The 17,027-nt window shown below is 49.1% G+C and carries 10 protein-coding genes; 4 read left to right on the plus strand and 6 right to left on the minus strand.

The annotated features are described in order from the left end of the window. The first annotated feature begins 53 nt into the window (after nt 1–53). The 3 genes from VOA_RS16670 to VOA_RS16660 all read left to right on the plus strand — a co-directional run bounded on the left by VOA_RS16670 (nt 54) and on the right by VOA_RS16660 (nt 3,929). On the plus strand, nt 54–941 hold the full coding sequence (locus VOA_RS16670) for a DMT family transporter (protein ID WP_000540248.1): 888 nt from the start codon (nt 54–56) through the stop codon (nt 939–941). Nucleotides 942–1,083: 142 nt separating this feature from the next. Continuing rightward, nucleotides 1,084–2,616, plus strand: a complete 1,533-nt coding sequence (gpmM, locus tag VOA_RS16665; protein ID WP_032468130.1) for a 2,3-bisphosphoglycerate-independent phosphoglycerate mutase — start codon at nt 1,084–1,086, stop codon at nt 2,614–2,616. Between the two features lie 164 nt (nt 2,617–2,780). Beyond that, the gene (locus VOA_RS16660; protein WP_000189106.1) at nt 2,781–3,929 is read left to right on the plus strand and encodes a murein hydrolase activator EnvC family protein; all 1,149 of its coding nucleotides are present in this window, start codon (nt 2,781–2,783) and stop codon (nt 3,927–3,929) included. On the opposite strand, the gene VOA_RS16655 is transcribed toward VOA_RS16660, so the two are convergent. The 4 genes from VOA_RS16655 to nudC all read right to left on the minus strand — a co-directional run bounded on the left by VOA_RS16655 (nt 3,926) and on the right by nudC (nt 7,805). Further along, nucleotides 3,926–4,885, minus strand: a complete 960-nt coding sequence (locus VOA_RS16655; RefSeq protein ID WP_000384296.1) for a hypothetical protein — start codon at nt 4,883–4,885, stop codon at nt 3,926–3,928. The genes VOA_RS16660 and VOA_RS16655 overlap by 4 nt on opposite strands. A gap of 86 nt (nt 4,886–4,971) precedes the next feature. Continuing rightward, complete coding sequence (locus VOA_RS16650; RefSeq protein ID WP_000849943.1) at nt 4,972–5,607, minus strand: TetR/AcrR family transcriptional regulator; 636 nt, start codon at nt 5,605–5,607, stop codon at nt 4,972–4,974. Between the two features lie 95 nt (nt 5,608–5,702). Then, nucleotides 5,703–6,773, minus strand: a complete 1,071-nt coding sequence (gene hemE / locus VOA_RS16645) for a uroporphyrinogen decarboxylase (RefSeq protein ID WP_000137601.1) — start codon at nt 6,771–6,773, stop codon at nt 5,703–5,705. Between the two features lie 255 nt (nt 6,774–7,028). Beyond that, a complete protein-coding gene (gene nudC / locus VOA_RS16640) occupies nt 7,029–7,805 on the minus strand; it encodes an NAD(+) diphosphatase (protein ID WP_000415646.1) in 777 nt (258 codons plus the stop codon). 177 nt (nt 7,806–7,982) lie between these two features. On the opposite strand from nudC, the gene VOA_RS16635 reads away from it, so the two are divergent. Continuing rightward, entirely contained in the window at nt 7,983–8,477 is a 495-nt protein-coding gene (locus VOA_RS16635; protein WP_000245191.1) for an Rsd/AlgQ family anti-sigma factor, read from the plus strand. A 115-nt stretch (nt 8,478–8,592) separates the two neighbouring features. On the opposite strand, the gene rpoC is transcribed toward VOA_RS16635, so the two are convergent. Beyond that, nucleotides 8,593–12,798 (minus strand): DNA-directed RNA polymerase subunit beta', encoded by a 4,206-nt coding sequence (gene rpoC / locus VOA_RS16630; protein WP_000654000.1) that lies wholly within the window; start codon nt 12,796–12,798, stop codon nt 8,593–8,595. 104 nt (nt 12,799–12,902) lie between these two features. Beyond that, nucleotides 12,903–16,928, minus strand: coding sequence for a DNA-directed RNA polymerase subunit beta (gene rpoB, locus VOA_RS16625; RefSeq protein ID WP_000263113.1), 4,026 nt, complete (start codon nt 16,926–16,928; stop codon nt 12,903–12,905). Between the last annotated feature and the right edge of the window lie 99 nt (nt 16,929–17,027).

A 17,027-nucleotide genomic window follows, 5' to 3' on the forward strand; every position in this document is an offset into this window, starting at 1 on the left:
CGCTTAATGGCATATTGAGTGCCCTCATCACTCCCAACTGCAAGGATGACGCAATGGGTTACGAATGGCTGGCACTTGCCGCAGCCTGTCTTTGGGCTATCGCCAGTTTACTTTCTATCACGCCCGCGAAACACCTCGGCTCTTTTGCTTATAGCCGCTGGCGTATGGGGTGTACCTCCGTCATTTTAACGACCATTGCCCTATTCACCGGTGGTTGGTTAACCGTACACAGCAGTGCGATTCCAGCCATGATGCTGTCTGGTTTGATTGGGATTTTTATCGGTGACACCGCGCTTTTTGCTTGTCTGAATCGCATGGGGCCAAGACAGTCCGGCTTACTCTTCTCCTGTCATGCGGTGTTTTCTGCCGTGCTCGGTTATTTCCTGTTTAGTGAAAGCATGACTAAGCAAGAGCTATTTGGCTCAACCTTAGTGTTTAGCGGCGTGTTGATGGCAATTTTCTTTGGTCGTCGCGGGCAAGCAGGGCCAAGTTTGGATAGCATCAATGGCAGTGTGTGGGTGGGGATTGGGCTCGGCTTAACCGCCGCATTATGCCAAGCCCTCGGGGGTATTATTGCCAAACCGGTGATGCAAACGGAGATCGATCCCGTTGCTGCCTCTGCGATGCGGATGATCACCGCCTTTGCAGCTCACTCTTTACTGCGCTTAACCGGCGCGCGCATTGCTCGTCCTACACAAACCATCACGCTCAATATCTTTTTGGTCACCGCGCTCAACGGCTTTATTGCCATGGCGGTTGGTATGACGCTGATCCTCTACGCTCTGCGTGAGGGGAATGTCGGTATGGTCGCGCTACTTTCTTCCACTACGCCGATCATGCTGCTGCCACTGCTTTGGATCTACACCAAACAGTGCCCAAACCGCTATGCTTGGTTAGGGGCTATCGTTGCGGTTACTGGTACCAGCTTATTGGTGTCTTAAAACCGATTTTGATCAATAGGCTACATTTACTTGCATTGATAGAGAGAATCATTGATCTTAACCGGATGCAAAGCGTCTAGATTGTAGTAAAATTACGCTAATTTTACGTTTCAGTTATTTTGATTTTGACGAGGTTAGAACTATGTCAGCTAAGAAGCCAATGGCTCTGGTGATCCTAGATGGTTGGGGTTACCGCGAAGACAACGCAAATAACGCGATCAACAATGCGCGTACACCTGTGATGGATAGCCTAATGGCCAACAACCCTCACACTCTGATTTCTGCTTCTGGTATGGACGTAGGTCTACCTGATGGTCAAATGGGTAACTCAGAAGTGGGTCACACCAACATCGGTGCTGGCCGCATTGTTTACCAAGACCTGACTCGCATTACCAAAGCGATCATGGATGGTGAATTCCAACAAAACGAAGTTCTGGTAGCTGCCATTGATAAAGCAGTTGCTGCGGGCAAAGCGGTTCACCTGATGGGTCTGATGTCTCCAGGTGGCGTACACTCACACGAAGACCACATCTACGCAGCAGTAGAAATGGCGGCCGCACGCGGCGCAGAAAAAATCCACCTGCACTGCTTCCTTGACGGTCGTGACACACCACCACGCAGCGCAGAAGCGTCACTGAAACGCTTCCAAGATCTGTTTGCCAAATTGGGCAAAGGTCGTATCGCTTCTATTGTAGGTCGTTACTACGCAATGGACCGTGACAACAACTGGGATCGCGTTGAAAAAGCTTATGACCTACTGACTCTGGCACAAGGCGAGTTTACTTGTGACTCTGCCGTTGAAGCACTGCAAGCCGCTTACGCTCGTGAAGAAAACGACGAGTTCGTGAAAGCGACCGAAATCCGCGCAGCGGGCCAAGAGTCTGCCGCGATGCAAGATGGCGATGCACTGTTGTTCATGAACTATCGTGCTGACCGCGCGCGTCAAATCACCCGTACTTTCGTACCTGATTTCGCAGGCTTTAGCCGTAAAGCATTCCCTGCGCTTGATTTTGTGATGTTGACTCAATACGCCGCAGACATCCCACTGAAGTGTGCGTTTGGCCCAGCATCACTGGAAAACACCTACGGTGAGTGGCTATCAAAAGCCGGCAAAACTCAGCTACGCATCTCTGAAACTGAGAAATACGCGCACGTGACGTTCTTCTTCAACGGCGGCGTTGAAAATGAATTCCCTGGCGAAGAGCGTCAGCTGGTTGCTTCACCAAAAGTCGCAACCTACGACCTACAACCAGAAATGAGCTCTAAAGAGCTGACCGACAAGCTGGTTGCAGCGATCAAATCAGGTAAATACGATGCAATCATCTGTAACTATCCAAATGGCGACATGGTTGGTCACACTGGCGTTTACGATGCTGCAGTGAAAGCGTGTGAAGCGGTAGACGAGTGTATCGGCCGTGTGGTTGAAGCGATCAAAGAAGTGGATGGTCAACTGCTGATTACTGCTGACCACGGTAACGCGGAAATGATGATCGACCCAGAAACGGGCGGCGTACACACTGCGCACACTAGCCTGCCTGTACCGCTCATTTATGTTGGTAACAAAGCGATCAGCCTGAAAGACAACGGTAAACTGTCTGATCTGGCACCAACTATGTTGGCGCTGTCTGATGTGGAAATTCCCGCAGACATGTCAGGCCAAGTGCTGTACAGCTAAGCTGCCTCAATGATGAAAGCCCTGAATACTCAGGGCTTTTTTGTACCTTTTTACCATTGAGTGCGATGAGAATTGCAAACTTTTGACATCATAGGCTCGCCACCTGCCAAGCTTTGGGTATACTGAATCACTCTTTTCAATCCACTAACTCCAGATCAAAATCAATGACACCTACTGCGCCGCATGCGATTTTCAGTGACTTTCGAGGTAAAACCCTGACCCGTCGTTTGTTGGCTTGCCTGCTATTTATGGTTGCACCTCACCTTGGAGCGGCAACTCAGCAGGAACTGACTGGAGTAAAAAGTGAAATCTCTCGCCAACAACAATCCTTGGCGGATCAACAAAAATCGCTCGATCAGCTACAGCAATCTCTTAAGCAACAAGAGCTTGGCATCAACAGTATCGAAAATCAGATCACCAAAACCAAAAACGATCTTGAGAATGCCAATCGCAACATTGCTCAGCTCAACAGCAATATTCAAGCACTCGAAAATCAGAAACAGCAGCAAGCCGAAAAACTTGAACGCCTTCTACAAACCTATTACCTGACGCAACGCTCATTGACGAATGGCCAGTTTTTCCATCGCAGCGCTGATGAAGATCGCATCAGTCAGTACTATCAACACTTGGCAAAAAGCCGTGCACAAGCCATCGAAGCGTTAGAAAAAACGCGTACTGATCTGCATGCCAACCAGCAGCAAAGACAAGCTGAGCGCGAACAAATTGAGAAATTACTGGCAGAGCAGACCCAACAGCGAGACAAGCTCGCCAAAACGCAAACTGAGCGTAAGCAGACCGTAAAGAAAATCGAGAGCAGCATTTCTGGCGACAAAGTGTATCTTGCTGAATTGCAGCGCAACGAAACTCGCCTCAAAGCTGAAATCGCCAAAGCCGCCAAACGAAATGCGGTACTGATGAATGGCATTGCAAGTCAACGCGGTAAACTACCGTGGCCGCTGAAAGGTCGCGTGTTACACAACTTCGGTGAACGCCAAACAGGGCAGATTGATTGGAAAGGTTTGGTCATTGATGCCAACTATGGTCAAGAGGTCAAAGCAGTTTATCCCGGCACGATAGTGTTTGCCGAATACCTGCGTGGTTATGGCTTGGTTGTGCTCCTCGACCACGGCAAAGGCGATATGACACTGTATGGTTTTAACCAAACTCTACTCAAAAAAGAGGGCGATAAGGTCATCGCTGGTGAAACCATTGCCCTTGCCGGTGATACCGGAGGTCAAGCGCGTCCTGCCCTCTATTTTGAGATTCGCCGTAATAGCCGTGCGGAAAACCCTTCTCAGTGGTTACAACGCTAACGAGCGTAAAAGTGTTCCACAACTTGGATAACGTCATCCAATAAAGCTTGGGGTAGCTGGTTGATGCCACCCGCCGATTCACGACCACCACCGGAAGGAAACTGGGCACACAAAGCTCCCGCGCCTCGTTTATCGCTCAAGGGAGCACGTAAAGAGAGCGTGTAATGCTGCTCATCCGCATACGTCACAATCAAATGCGCGCGTTGCACATCCTGATTGGCAAGATGATTGGCGAATGCGCCACTGACTCGCTGCGCCGCTGCACAATCAGGCAATATCACCACCATTAAGCTTGGACTCTGATAATAAGCAGGTCGCTCAAGGGCAAAAGCAAAATCTTGCTGATAGGCGCTGCGTAATTGGTAGAAAGGCGAGTTAAGATCGGCCAACACTGCCCATGGCGTGCCATAGGCCAATAAGGTTTGATAAAGTGCCTCGGGCGCAAAATGCAGTTCAGACACCTCACGTCCATAGCCGTTGTAGTTAATCAGCGTTCCTAATTCACAAAGCTCTGCGGTTTGCACGGCATCGAATCCCGCTTCTTCAGCCAGAGTGTGTGCAACACGGTGTAGGTTATCGCCAAACGCAGCCACTATCGCCCAGTCGCGGAAACGTCCTTTCAGTAGCCGATCAATTATCAGCGCGGTACAAATATTGGCATCGGTATCAATATGCGCTTGCAGTGCAGGATGGGGAGGGATATCGCCGGGCTGATGATGGTCGACATAAAAAACACTAGCTCCGGCTTGTAGCGCACGCTGCAAGCCAAGTTGATTTTTAGCCATGGAGATATCCAATGCCACCAACTGATCACCGGCCGTCAACTCAAGCCGATCGAGTAAGGCAATATCGCGCTTCACTCCGGTCACTAACTGCGTCAATTTAGGGTACGCTAAACGCCATTGCACCAGAGAAAGGATGCCATCAGCATCCCCATTAAACACATCATAATCCACGTACGGCTTCCTTTCTGCATGGGAATGACCAGAAAACTAGCAAGTAATCCATCGTATGCCCAAGACAGATTGGTTATAACTCATGCTCAGGCATGCATGGCTCGAACACCTTCTTCAAGCAGTTGAAGTTGTTCACGGCCGGCTTTAGTAGCACAAGGTTTGACGACTGAGATCATTTGCAACATGCCTTGATGAATCACCTCTTCGGTCACTTGAGTTTTGTGTGACATCGCGGATTGATAGCCAAGCCAGCTGGAAGCAATCAGATGTAAGGTGCGTACGAGCTGCTTCATCTCACCATCTCCGAGCTGCAGCAACTGCATCTCCACAAAACCACGCATAATGTTGACCAGATTGGTTTGCAACTTCTCTTGTACCTGAATGTAATCTTCGTGCAGCGCTTCATCTCGCTGCAAAATTTCCGGCAGGTTGGCGTAAAAGAAGCGATATTTCCACATCAAAGTAAAAATCGAATCCAAATAGTGCTTAAGTAAAGAGAGACTTTCATACTGCCCTTGCAGTGGCGTAAAACGCTCAATCAACTCCGCTGAATAGAGTGCAAAAATGTCGCGCACTATCTCTTGCTTATTGCGAAAGTGGTAATACAAATTCCCTGGGCTGATCTCAATGTGAGCAGCGATGTGGTTAGTCGTGATATTACGTTCACCTTGCTGATTAAACAGCTCTAATGCCGCATGCACTATGCGATCCTTGGTTTTCATCATGATTCGCTTTATCTATCTGTCTGGATTACCGAAGTATAAAACAGTCGGGCTCAAGATGTGAAAAGCGTCTGACCTGCAGACGCTTTAATGAACTATTTCTGGTGGTAAGGCTTAGAAAGCTCATGTACCGCGTCGACAAACACACCTGCATTTTCAGGCGGAACATCAAGATGGATACCATGCCCTAAGTTAAACACATGCCCTGTCTCACCTTGGCCGAAACCCGCCAAAATGCTGGCCACTTCTTCACGAATTCGTGGTGCAGGCGCATACAGAATGGAAGGATCCATGTTGCCTTGCAGTGCCACTTTGTCCCCAACTCGAGCTTTGGCATCAGCGATATTGATCGTCCAGTCCAAACCGACTGCATCACAGCCCGTTGCTGCGATTTGCTCAAGCCACATGCCACCATTTTTGGTAAACAGCGTCACAGGTACGCGACGGCCTTCATTTTCACGAATTAAGCCATCCACAATCTTGTGCATGTACTGCAAGGAGAAGAGCTGGTAGTCACGTGGAGTTAGCACGCCACCCCATGTATCAAACACCATTACCGCCTGAGCACCCGCTTTGATTTGGGCGTTGAGGTAAGTAATCACGCTATCAGCCAATTTATTCAACAGCGCATGTAGCACAGCAGGCTCGCTGTACATCATCTTTTTGATTTTGGTGAAGGCTTTTGAACTACCACCTTCAACCATATAAGTCGCTAATGTCCAAGGACTTCCAGAGAAACCAATCAGCGGCACTTCACCTTGCAGATCTTTACGAATTTGGCGTACCGCATTCATCACATACTGCAATTCACCTTCTGGATCTGGAATGCCAATCTTATCGACATCCGCTTTGCAGGTGATCGGGCGATCAAAAACAGGACCTTCGCCAGCTGCAAAACGTAGCCCCAACCCCATGGCATCAGGGATAGTCAAAATATCAGAGAACAGGATCGCCGCATCGAGAGGAAAACGGCGCAGCGGCTGTAGTGTTACTTCAGAAGCCAATTCTGCGTTCTTACACAGCGCCATAAAATCACCCGCTTGAGCGCGAGTGGCACGGTATTCAGGGAGATAACGACCCGCTTGGCGCATCATCCATACAGGGGTGTAATCAACTGGCTGCTTGAGCAGGGCACGCAGGTAGCGATCATTTTTTAATTCAGTCATGGTGATTTCCACTTATTTTGGCTTCTTTACTTTGGCGCGTATTCTAACACCGTTTGTCCCATAAATACGGTTGGCTTTGCAAGCGGGATCAAGTTATTAACTTTCAAATCAATGCTTAAATTGCGTCCAACCCTCAATGGTGTTAAAAATTTGTTCGCTAGCGAAAACTATAATCATAAACTGAGTCCTCGACTCAGCATCTCATAACGACATCTTACTTACCCCCTCCTTAACCGGAGGGTTTTTTTTACTTCTTTAGTAGTTGGCTTGAGCAATATCAGCCAAGGTGCGTTCAATCAAAGCACGAGCGATTGTTCCTTGCGGTGCTACTGGAGGGAGATTTTTCATGCCAAACCAATTGGCATCACTCAACTCACTGTAATCAGGCTTGAGCTCACCGCTTTGATAATCAGCGAGAAATGCCATCATCATACTGGATGGGAATGCCCAAGGTTGGCTGCCAAAATAGCGAACGTTGGTCACTCTAATACCAGTTTCTTCCAACACTTCGCGCACCACACACTGCTCAAGCGTTTCTCCCACCTCAACAAAACCCGCAATCACGGTATACATGCCATTGCGATGACGCGGGTGCTGCGCGAGCAAGATCTGCTTTTGTTTACGAACGGCAACGATAATACAGGGAAAAATACGCGGGTAGTGCAACGTCCGGCAATCGTGGCACTGCATCGCTAGCTGCTGATGATTGAGATAATTGCGCCCACCACACTGTGGACAGAAGCGCATTGTCTGGCTCATATGCCCATACTGCACCGCTTTGCTAGCCGCAAGGAACAGTCCCTCATCAACACCAAGCAATTCACGTAGCGAGCTGAGTGGGCGATCCTGATCAAGATCGGCAGCATTCAACCAATAGACGGGAAAGTCTTGGTAGTGATCCACGAGGATCGCATGACTCGAAGGCAGATCCCACTGCTGCGCACTACCAAACGGGATCCGACCATCCACCAGCCACAGTTCGCTACCCGAAACCACGCACCAATAAGCGTTCTTGCCGTCACTCTTTTCCACTCTGCTTCTCCTGATTGCTTGCAGTCGGATCATTTTACTGGCAATCTAAATTCACACCACAATTTGTCAGCACAAGAATTATTGTCTATAACTTTTTGTGAGGGCAGTAGTCATATCTTATTGATATAACTAAAAAGGCAAAGGAACGATCGTCAATAACGATCCGATCATGAGGACATGGTCATGCTAAAAAATTTCAAAAACACCCAAGATCAATGGGTCGGATCAAACGATATCGTTGATCACTGGCTGGAAAAACGGCAGCATCTCATCGTGGAATACTGTAAGTTAGCGGCACTGCAACCTTGCTCTGCCAAAGCTGCTGTCTCAGAGCTCCCTTCTCCACAGGCTTTGTTGTACTTTTGCCAAGAATTGTTGGACTACATATCTGAAGGCCACTTCAAGATCTACGATATGGTCATGGATAAATGGCAAGCCACCGGTTTTAAAGCGACCGATGAAATCAGTCAGGTGTACGCCAAAATTGTCGCTACCACGGAGCCGCTGTTGAACTTCAATGATCAGTACGCCACCGTCAGTGAGTATGATGAACTGCTCGATTTGGATCGCGATCTATCACAAGTTGGTGAAGTCCTAGAAGCTCGATTCTCCTTAGAAGACCATTTAATTCAATTGATTGCTGATAGCCTTGCTGTACCTCCCGGAGCTTAGCGCTGCAGCTTGATTTTAAGTTCATCACTTTTTCAATCAGCGATGAATACCTAAATAGCAAAAATATACCAACAAAAAAGGCACCGCAAGGTGCCTTTTTTCATAGCTTGATGACTTACTCGTCGTCAGAAGAGAAACCTGCATTCAACAGTGCAGCGAGGTTGTCAGTCGCTTGTTCAGCCGATGGACCTTGCTGTTCTTGTGCACGTTTGGCTTGACGATCTTGGTGGTACGCAAAACCTGTACCAGCCGGGATCAGACGGCCAACGATCACGTTCTCTTTCAGACCGCGCAGATCGTCACGCTTACCAGATACCGCTGCTTCAGTCAGAACGCGAGTGGTTTCTTGGAACGATGCTGCCGAGATGAAGGACTCAGTCGCCAGAGATGCTTTGGTAATACCCAGCAGCTCACGCTCGAAACGAGCTGGCTCTTTGCCTTCTTCAACCAGTTTACGGTTAGCGATCTTCACTTGTGAGTACTCAACAGTCTCGCCAGGCAAGAACTCTGAGTCACCCGCGAAGGTGATCGTACACTTACGCAGCATTTGACGAACGATAGTCTCGATGTGCTTATCGTTAATCTTAACGCCTTGTAGACGGTAAACTTCCTGAACCTCGTTCGCGATGTAAGTGGTCACTGCATGGATACCACGCAGACGCAGGATATCATGTGGCGACTCTGGGCCGTCCGCAATCACATCACCACGCTCAATGCGCTCACCTTCAAACACGTTCAATTGACGATGTTTAGGGATCATCTCTTCGTAAGTGTCACCACTGTCACGAGTAATGATCAGACGACGCTTACCTTTGGTCTCTTTACCGAACGATACCGTACCTGAGTGCTCAGCCAGAATCGCAGGCTCTTTTGGCTTACGCGCTTCGAACAGATCAGCAACGCGTGGCAGACCACCGGTGATGTCCTTGTTACCGCCAGACTTCTGAGGAATACGAGCCAGTGTATCACCCACATTCACTTCAGCGCCGTCGTCCAAGTTCACAATCGCTTTACCTGGCAGGAAGTATTGAGCTGGCATATCAGTACCTGGGATCAGGACATCTTTACCATTTGCGTCAATCAGCTTAATCGCTGGACGCATATCTTTACCTGCTGCAGGACGCGCTGCGGCTTCAGTCACTTCACTTGAAGACAGACCAGTCAGATCGTCAGTTTGACGAGAAACGGTTACGCCATCGATCATATCCACAAACTGTACGCGACCTGCCACTTCAGTGATGATTGGCATGGTGTGCGCTTCCCAGTTTGCAACAGTTTCACCCGCTGCAACTGCATCGCTATCGGCTTTGCTCAGCATAGAGCCGTATGGCAGTTTGTGTTTCTCTTTGGTACGACCAAATTCGTCAATAATGGTCAGCTCAGAAGCACGAGACGTGATAACTAGCTTGCCATCTTTGTTGATTACGAACTTCGCGTTATGCAGTTTCACAGAACCGTTGTTTTTCGCTTGGATGCTGTTTTCTGCTGCTGCTGTTGATGCCGCACCACCGATGTGGAACGTACGCATCGTCAGCTGTGTACCCGGCTCACCGATTGACTGTGCCGCGATAACACCGACCGCTTCACCTTGGTTCACCAAGTGACCACGTGCAAGGTCACGACCGTAACACTGTGCACAACAACCGAAGTCAGAATCACAAGTTACGACTGAACGTACTTGGATTTGGTCAACTGAGTTATCGTTGATCACCTTACACCACTTCTCATCAAGCAGCGTATTACGTGGGATCAGCACTTCTTCTGTACCTGGTTTGAGGATATCTTCCGCAACCACACGGCCCAGAGCAAGTTCAGTCAGAGCCACTTTCACGTCACCACCTTCGATGTGTGGTGTCATCACCACGCCTTCTAAGGTGCCACAGTCGTGTTCAGTAACTACAACGTCTTGCGCAACGTCTACCAGACGACGAGTCAGGTAACCAGAGTTCGCCGTTTTCAGTGCCGTATCCGCCAGACCCTTACGAGCACCGTGCGTTGAGATAAAGTACTGAAGAACGTTTAGACCTTCTTTAAAGTTTGCCGTGATTGGCGTTTCGATGATCGAGCCATCTGGACGCGCCATCAGACCACGCATACCCGCCAACTGACGGATCTGAGCAGCAGAACCACGAGCACCAGAGTCGGCCATCATATAGATGCTGTTGAACGACTCTTGCTTTTCTTGTTCGCCTTGACGGTTGATCACCTGCTCAGAAGAGAGGTTTTCCATCATCGCTTTCGCTACGCGATCGTTGGTTGATGCCCAAATGTCGATCACTTTGTTGTAGCGTTCGCCAGCAGTAACCAGACCAGACTGGAACTGCTCTTGAATTTCGCGTACTTCTTCTTCCGCTTCAGCAATTTCAGTGTACTTAGCCGCTGGTACTACCATATCGTCGATACCAACCGATACACCAGACAGTGCCGCGTAAGCGAAACCGGTGTACATGATTTGGTCAGCAAAGATAACTGTGTCTTTCAGACCCAGCTTACGGTATGCCTCGTTCAGCAGGTTAGAAATTTGCTTCTTACCTAGCTTTTGGTTCACCAAACTGTATGGCAGACCTTTCGGTACGATTTGCCACAACATGGCACGGCCAACGGTCGTGTCAATCATCTTGGTTTCAGTCGTCAACTTACCGTTTTCATGCTTGATGGTTTCGGTAATACGTACTTTAACGCGAGCGTGCAGCTCAGCAGTCTTAGTACGGTACGCCTTCTCAGCCTCAGCAGGGCCAGTCAGGTACATACCTTCGCCTTTCGCGTTGATCTTTTCACGGGTCATGTAGTACAGACCCAGTACAACGTCCTGAGACGGTACGATGATTGGATCACCTGACGCTGGCGACAAGATGTTGTTAGTTGACATCATCAGGGTACGAGCTTCCAACTGCGCTTCAAGCGTCAGAGGAACGTGTACCGCCATTTGGTCACCGTCGAAGTCCGCGTTATACGCCGCACACACCAGTGGGTGCAGTTGGATCGCTTTACCTTCGATCAGAACGGGTTCAAACGCTTGGATACCCAAACGGTGAAGTGTTGGTGCACGGTTCAGCAGTACTGGGTGTTCACGGATAACTTCATCCAAGATATCCCATACAACCGCTTCTTCGCGCTCAACCATTTTCTTAGCAGCTTTGATTGTCGTTGCTAGGCCACGAGTTTCCAGCTTGCTATAGATGAATGGTTTGAACAACTCAAGAGCCATTTTCTTCGGCAGACCACATTGGTGCAGACGCAGGTATGGACCTACGGTGATAACCGAACGGCCTGAGTAGTCAACACGTTTACCCAGCAGGTTCTGACGGAAACGACCTTGCTTACCTTTGATCATGTCAGCCAGAGACTTCAGAGGACGCTTGTTCGAACCAGTGATCGCACGACCACGACGGCCGTTATCCAACAGAGCATCCACAGACTCTTGCAGCATACGTTTTTCGTTACGTACGATGATGTCTGGTGCAGCCAGTTCAAGCAGACGCTTCAAACGGTTGTTACGGTTGATTACGCGACGGTACAGGTCGTTCAGATCTGACGTTGCGAAACGACCGCCATCCAGTGGAACCAGTGGACGTAGATCAGGCGGCAGAACTGGCAGTACAGTCAGGATCATCCATTCAGGTTTGTTACCTGATGCAACGAACGCTTCAACCAGCTTCAGACGCTTAGTTAGCTTCTTACGTTTGGTTTCAGAGTTAGTGGTGTCCAGCTCTTCGCGCATCTGCTCAGCTTCTGCCTGCAGATCCATAGATGACAGCAGATCTTTGATCGCTTCTGCACCCATTTTCGCGGTGAACTCATCGCCCCACTCTTCCAAACGGTCGAGGTACTCTTCCTCAGTCAGCATTTGACCACGTTCAAGGTCAGTCATGCCTGGCTCAGTCACTACGTACATTTCAAAGTACAGTACGCGCTCGATGTCACGCAGGGGCATGTCCATCAGCAGACCGATACGAGATGGCAGAGACTTCAGGAACCAGATGTGTGCAACTGGAGAAGCCAGCTCGATGTGGCCCATACGGTCACGACGAACTTTAGTTTGAGTGACTTCAACGCCACACTTCTCACAAATCACGCCTCGGTGTTTCAGACGCTTATATTTGCCACAAAGACATTCGTAGTCTTTTACCGGGCCAAAAATACGCGCACAGAACAGACCATCACGCTCAGGCTTGAACGTACGATAGTTGATGGTTTCAGGTTTTTTCACTTCACCAAAAGACCATGAACGGATCATGTCTGGTGAAGCCAGACCGATTTTGATCGCGTCAAATTCTTCAGTCTTATGCTGTGCTTTTAGAAAGTTTAATAAGTCTTTCACATTCAGCTCCTGTAAGGAGTTAAAAGGAACTCACTGCGATTGGCAACGAGCACCTTCCTACCGAAACCCTAAGGCTTCCCCTTGCGGGGAAACCTTAGGGTTTATTATTCGTCTTCTAGCTCGATGTTGATACCCAGCGAGCGAATCTCTTTCAACAGTACGTTGAACGATTCTGGCATACCAGGTTCCATCGCGTGATTGCCATCTACGATGTTCTTATACATCTTAGTACGGCCGTTCACGTCGTCCGATTTCACGGTCAACATCTCTTGCAGGGTATACGCAGCACCGTATGCTTCCAGTGCCCACACTTCCATCTCACCGAAGCGCTGGCCACCGAACTGAGCTTTACCGCCCAGAGGTTGCTGAGTAACCAGACTGTAAGAGCCTGTAGAACGAGCATGCATCTTGTCGTCAACCAAGTGGTTCAGTTTCAGCATGTACATGTAACCCACGGTAACTGGACGCTCAAATGCGTCACCCGTGCGGCCATCGAACAGAGTCAACTGACCTGAAGCTGGCAGATCTGCCAGTTCCAGCATGGCTTTGATAGACGATTCAGGTGCACCATCGAATACTGGCGTCGCCACTGGTAGACCTGCACGCAGGTTTTGTGCCAGTGTACGAACGTCTTCATCACTTAATGCTGATATATCAACACGTTGACGAGTATCACCCAGATCATAAACCTTCTGCAGGAACTCACGCAGCTTCGCTAGCTCTTGTTGTTCCTTGATCATTTGGTTGATCTTGTCACCGATACCTTTCGCCGCCAGACCTAAGTGAACTTCTAGGATCTGACCGATGTTCATACGTGATGGTACGCCCAGAGGGTTCAGTACGATGTCAACCGGTTGACCGTTTTCATCGTATGGCATGTCTTCAACAGGGTTGATCTTAGAGATAACACCCTTGTTACCGTGACGACCCGCCATCTTATCACCCGGCTGGATGCGACGTTTAACCGCTAGGTAAACCTTAACAATCTTCAGTACGCCAGGAGCCAGATCATCACCTTGGGTGATCTTGCGACGCTTAGCTTCAAACTTCTTATCGAAGTCTGCTTTTAGCTCGTCGTACTGCTCTGCCAGCTGTTCCAGCTGAGTTTGCAGTTCGTCGTTCTCTAGCGTCTGCTCTAACCATTTCTTACGTTCGATTGAACCCAGTTTCGCTTCAGTGTAACCACCGGCTAGCAGGACAGAGCGAACACGCGCCAGAAGACCGCCTTCCAGAATTTGGAACTCTTCAGTCAGATCTTTCTTCGCTTCTTTCAGCTGCATCTGTTCGATTTCAAGCGCACGCTTGTCTTTTTCTACGCCATCGCGAGTAAAGACTTGTACGTCGATAACCGTACCTGCTACTGAGTTTGGCACACGTAGAGAGGTATCTTTAACGTCAGACGCTTTCTCACCGAAGATCGCACGCAGCAGTTTCTCTTCTGGAGTCAGCTGAGTTTCACCTTTTGGTGTCACTTTACCAACTAGAATGTCGCCGCCTTTCACTTCTGCACCGATGTATACGATGCCAGATTCGTCAAGCTTAGACAGAGCCGCTTCACCCACGTTAGGGATATCCGCCGTGATCTCTTCTGCGCCCAGCTTAGTATCACGCGCCACACAAGAAAGCTCTTGGATGTGGATAGTGGTAAAGCGGTCGTCTTGAACTACACGCTCAGAAACTAAGATCGAGTCTTCGAAGTTGTAACCGTTCCAAGGCATGAATGCGATACGCATGTTTTGGCCAAGAGCCAGCTCACCAAGGTCAGTTGATGGACCGTCTGCCAGTACGTCACCACGAGCCACAGGTTCACCCGGCATCACACATGGACGCTGGTTGATACACGTGTTCTGGTTCGAACGGGTGTACTTAGTCAGGTTGTAGATGTCGATACCCGCTTCGCCTGGGATCAACTCTTCTTCGTTCACTTTTACTACGATGCGTGAAGCGTCAACTGACTGGATCATACCGCCGCGTTTCGCAACCGCTGTTACACCAGAGTCAACCGCTACGTTACGCTCAATACCCGTACCAACCAGTGGTTTCTCTGAACGCAGAGTTGGAACCGCCTGACGTTGCATGTTCGCACCCATCAAGGCACGGTTAGCATCGTCGTGTTCTAGGAACGGGATCAGCGATGCCGCGATCGATACGACTTGGTTAGTCGCAACGTCCATGTAGTCAACGTGTTCACGAGGGTGAAGACCTGACTCGCCTTTTTGACGTGCAGTAACCAACTCATCGGCAAAACCACCTTCTTCAGTCAGTTTCGCGTTCGCCTGAGCGATAACGAATTGACCTTCTTCGATCGCAGACAAGTAATCAACTTCGTCAGTGACGACGCCGTTCACTACGCGACGGTAAGGAGTTTCTAGGAAACCGTACTCGTTGCAGCGTGCAAACGCAGACAGCGAGTTGATCAAACCGATGTTTGGACCTTCAGGTGTTTCGATAGGACATAGACGACCGTAGTGCGTTACGTGTACGTCACGTACTTCGAAGCCAGCACGCTCACGAGTCAGACCGCCAGGGCCCAATGCAGAAATACGACGCTTATGCGTCACTTCTGACAACGGGTTGTTCTGGTCCATAAACTGAGACAGCTGAGAAGAACCAAAGAATTCTTTTACAGCAGCAGAAATCGGTTTCGCGTTGATCAAGTCTTGTGGCATCACGTTGTCCAGATCGCCCAAGCTCAGGCGTTCTTTCACAGCGCGTTCAACACGTACTAGACCTACACGGAATTGGTTTTCTGCCATTTCGCCGACACTACGGATACGACGGTTGCCAAGGTGGTCGATATCGTCCACTTCGCCTTTACCGTTACGAATCGAGATCAGCTTTTTCATCACTTCGATGATGTCTACTTGATCCAGCGTGCCTTGTTCATCTGCATCTTCACGACCGATTGAGCTGTTGAACTTCATACGGCCAACAGTTGACAGATCGTAACGCTCTGCAGAGAAGAATAGGCTTTCAAACAGCGCTTCTGCTGCTTCTTTCGTTGGCGGCTCACCAGGGCGCATCATGCGGTAGATTTCTACCAGTGCAGAGATGCGATCGGTGGTGCTATCAACACGCAGGGTTTCTGACATGAACGGACCGTGGTCCAGATCATTGGTAAACAGAACTTCTAGCTTCTTGTAGCCTGCTTGAGACAGGTTAGCTAGCGCTTCCAGGCTGATTTCCTGGTTAGCGGTAATGATCAGTTCGCCAGTCGCTTCGTTCACGTAATCTTTCGCAGATACTTTACCTACGATGTACTCAACCGGAACTTCGATGAAGTTCACGCCATCTTTTTCAAGTTGACGGATGTGACGTGCAGTCACACGACGGCCTTTCTCTACGTAAACCTTACCATCCGCTTCGATATCAAAGGTCGCAGTTTCACCACGCAGACGCTCTGGAACCAACTCCATCATTAGAGTTTGATCTTTCACTTCGAAATTCACTTTTTCGAAGAAGATGTCCAAGATCTCGGCGCTAGTTTTACCTAGTGCACGCAAGATGATCGATGCAGGCAGCTTACGACGACGGTCAATACGTACGTACAGGTTGTCTTTTGGATCGAACTCAAAATCGAGCCATGAACCACGGTACGGAATGATACGTGCGTTATACAGAACTTTACCTGAAGAGTGGGTCTTACCCTTATCGCTGTCGAAGAACACGCCTGGGCTTCGGTGCAGCTGGGATACGATAACCCTTTCGGTACCATTGATTACGAAGGTACCATTTTCTGTCATGAGCGGAATTTCGCCCATGTAGACTTCTTGTTCTTTAATATCTTTGACAGTACCTGCTGGCGCGTCTTTATCAAAGATCACTAGGCGTAGTTTCACGCGTAGCGGTTTTGAATAAGTTACACCACGGATTTGACATTCTTTAACGTCAAAAACTGGCTCACCAAGACGGTAGCTAACGTATTGCAGCTCTGAATTGCCGTTATAGCTCTGAATTGGAAATACAGAACGAAAAGCGGCTTCAAGACCGTATTGTCCTTCAGGATCCTGTTCGATGAACTTTTCGAACGAATCGAGCTGGATCGATAGCAGGTATGGAATGTCCAACACTTGTGGACGAGTACCAAAGTCCTTACGGATGCGCTTTTTCTCGGTATAAGAGTAAACCATGGGGTTCCTCAGCTCGCTGATAAGTGACCCAAACTGTCCGCCTTTCAGGTTAAAAAGGGTGAGGACAGTGACTAATCGCTGTTTACTGTAGTGTGAATT

The sequence above is a fragment of the Vibrio sp. RC586 genome, assembly GCF_000176715.1.
Taxonomy (GTDB): domain Bacteria; phylum Pseudomonadota; class Gammaproteobacteria; order Enterobacterales; family Vibrionaceae; genus Vibrio.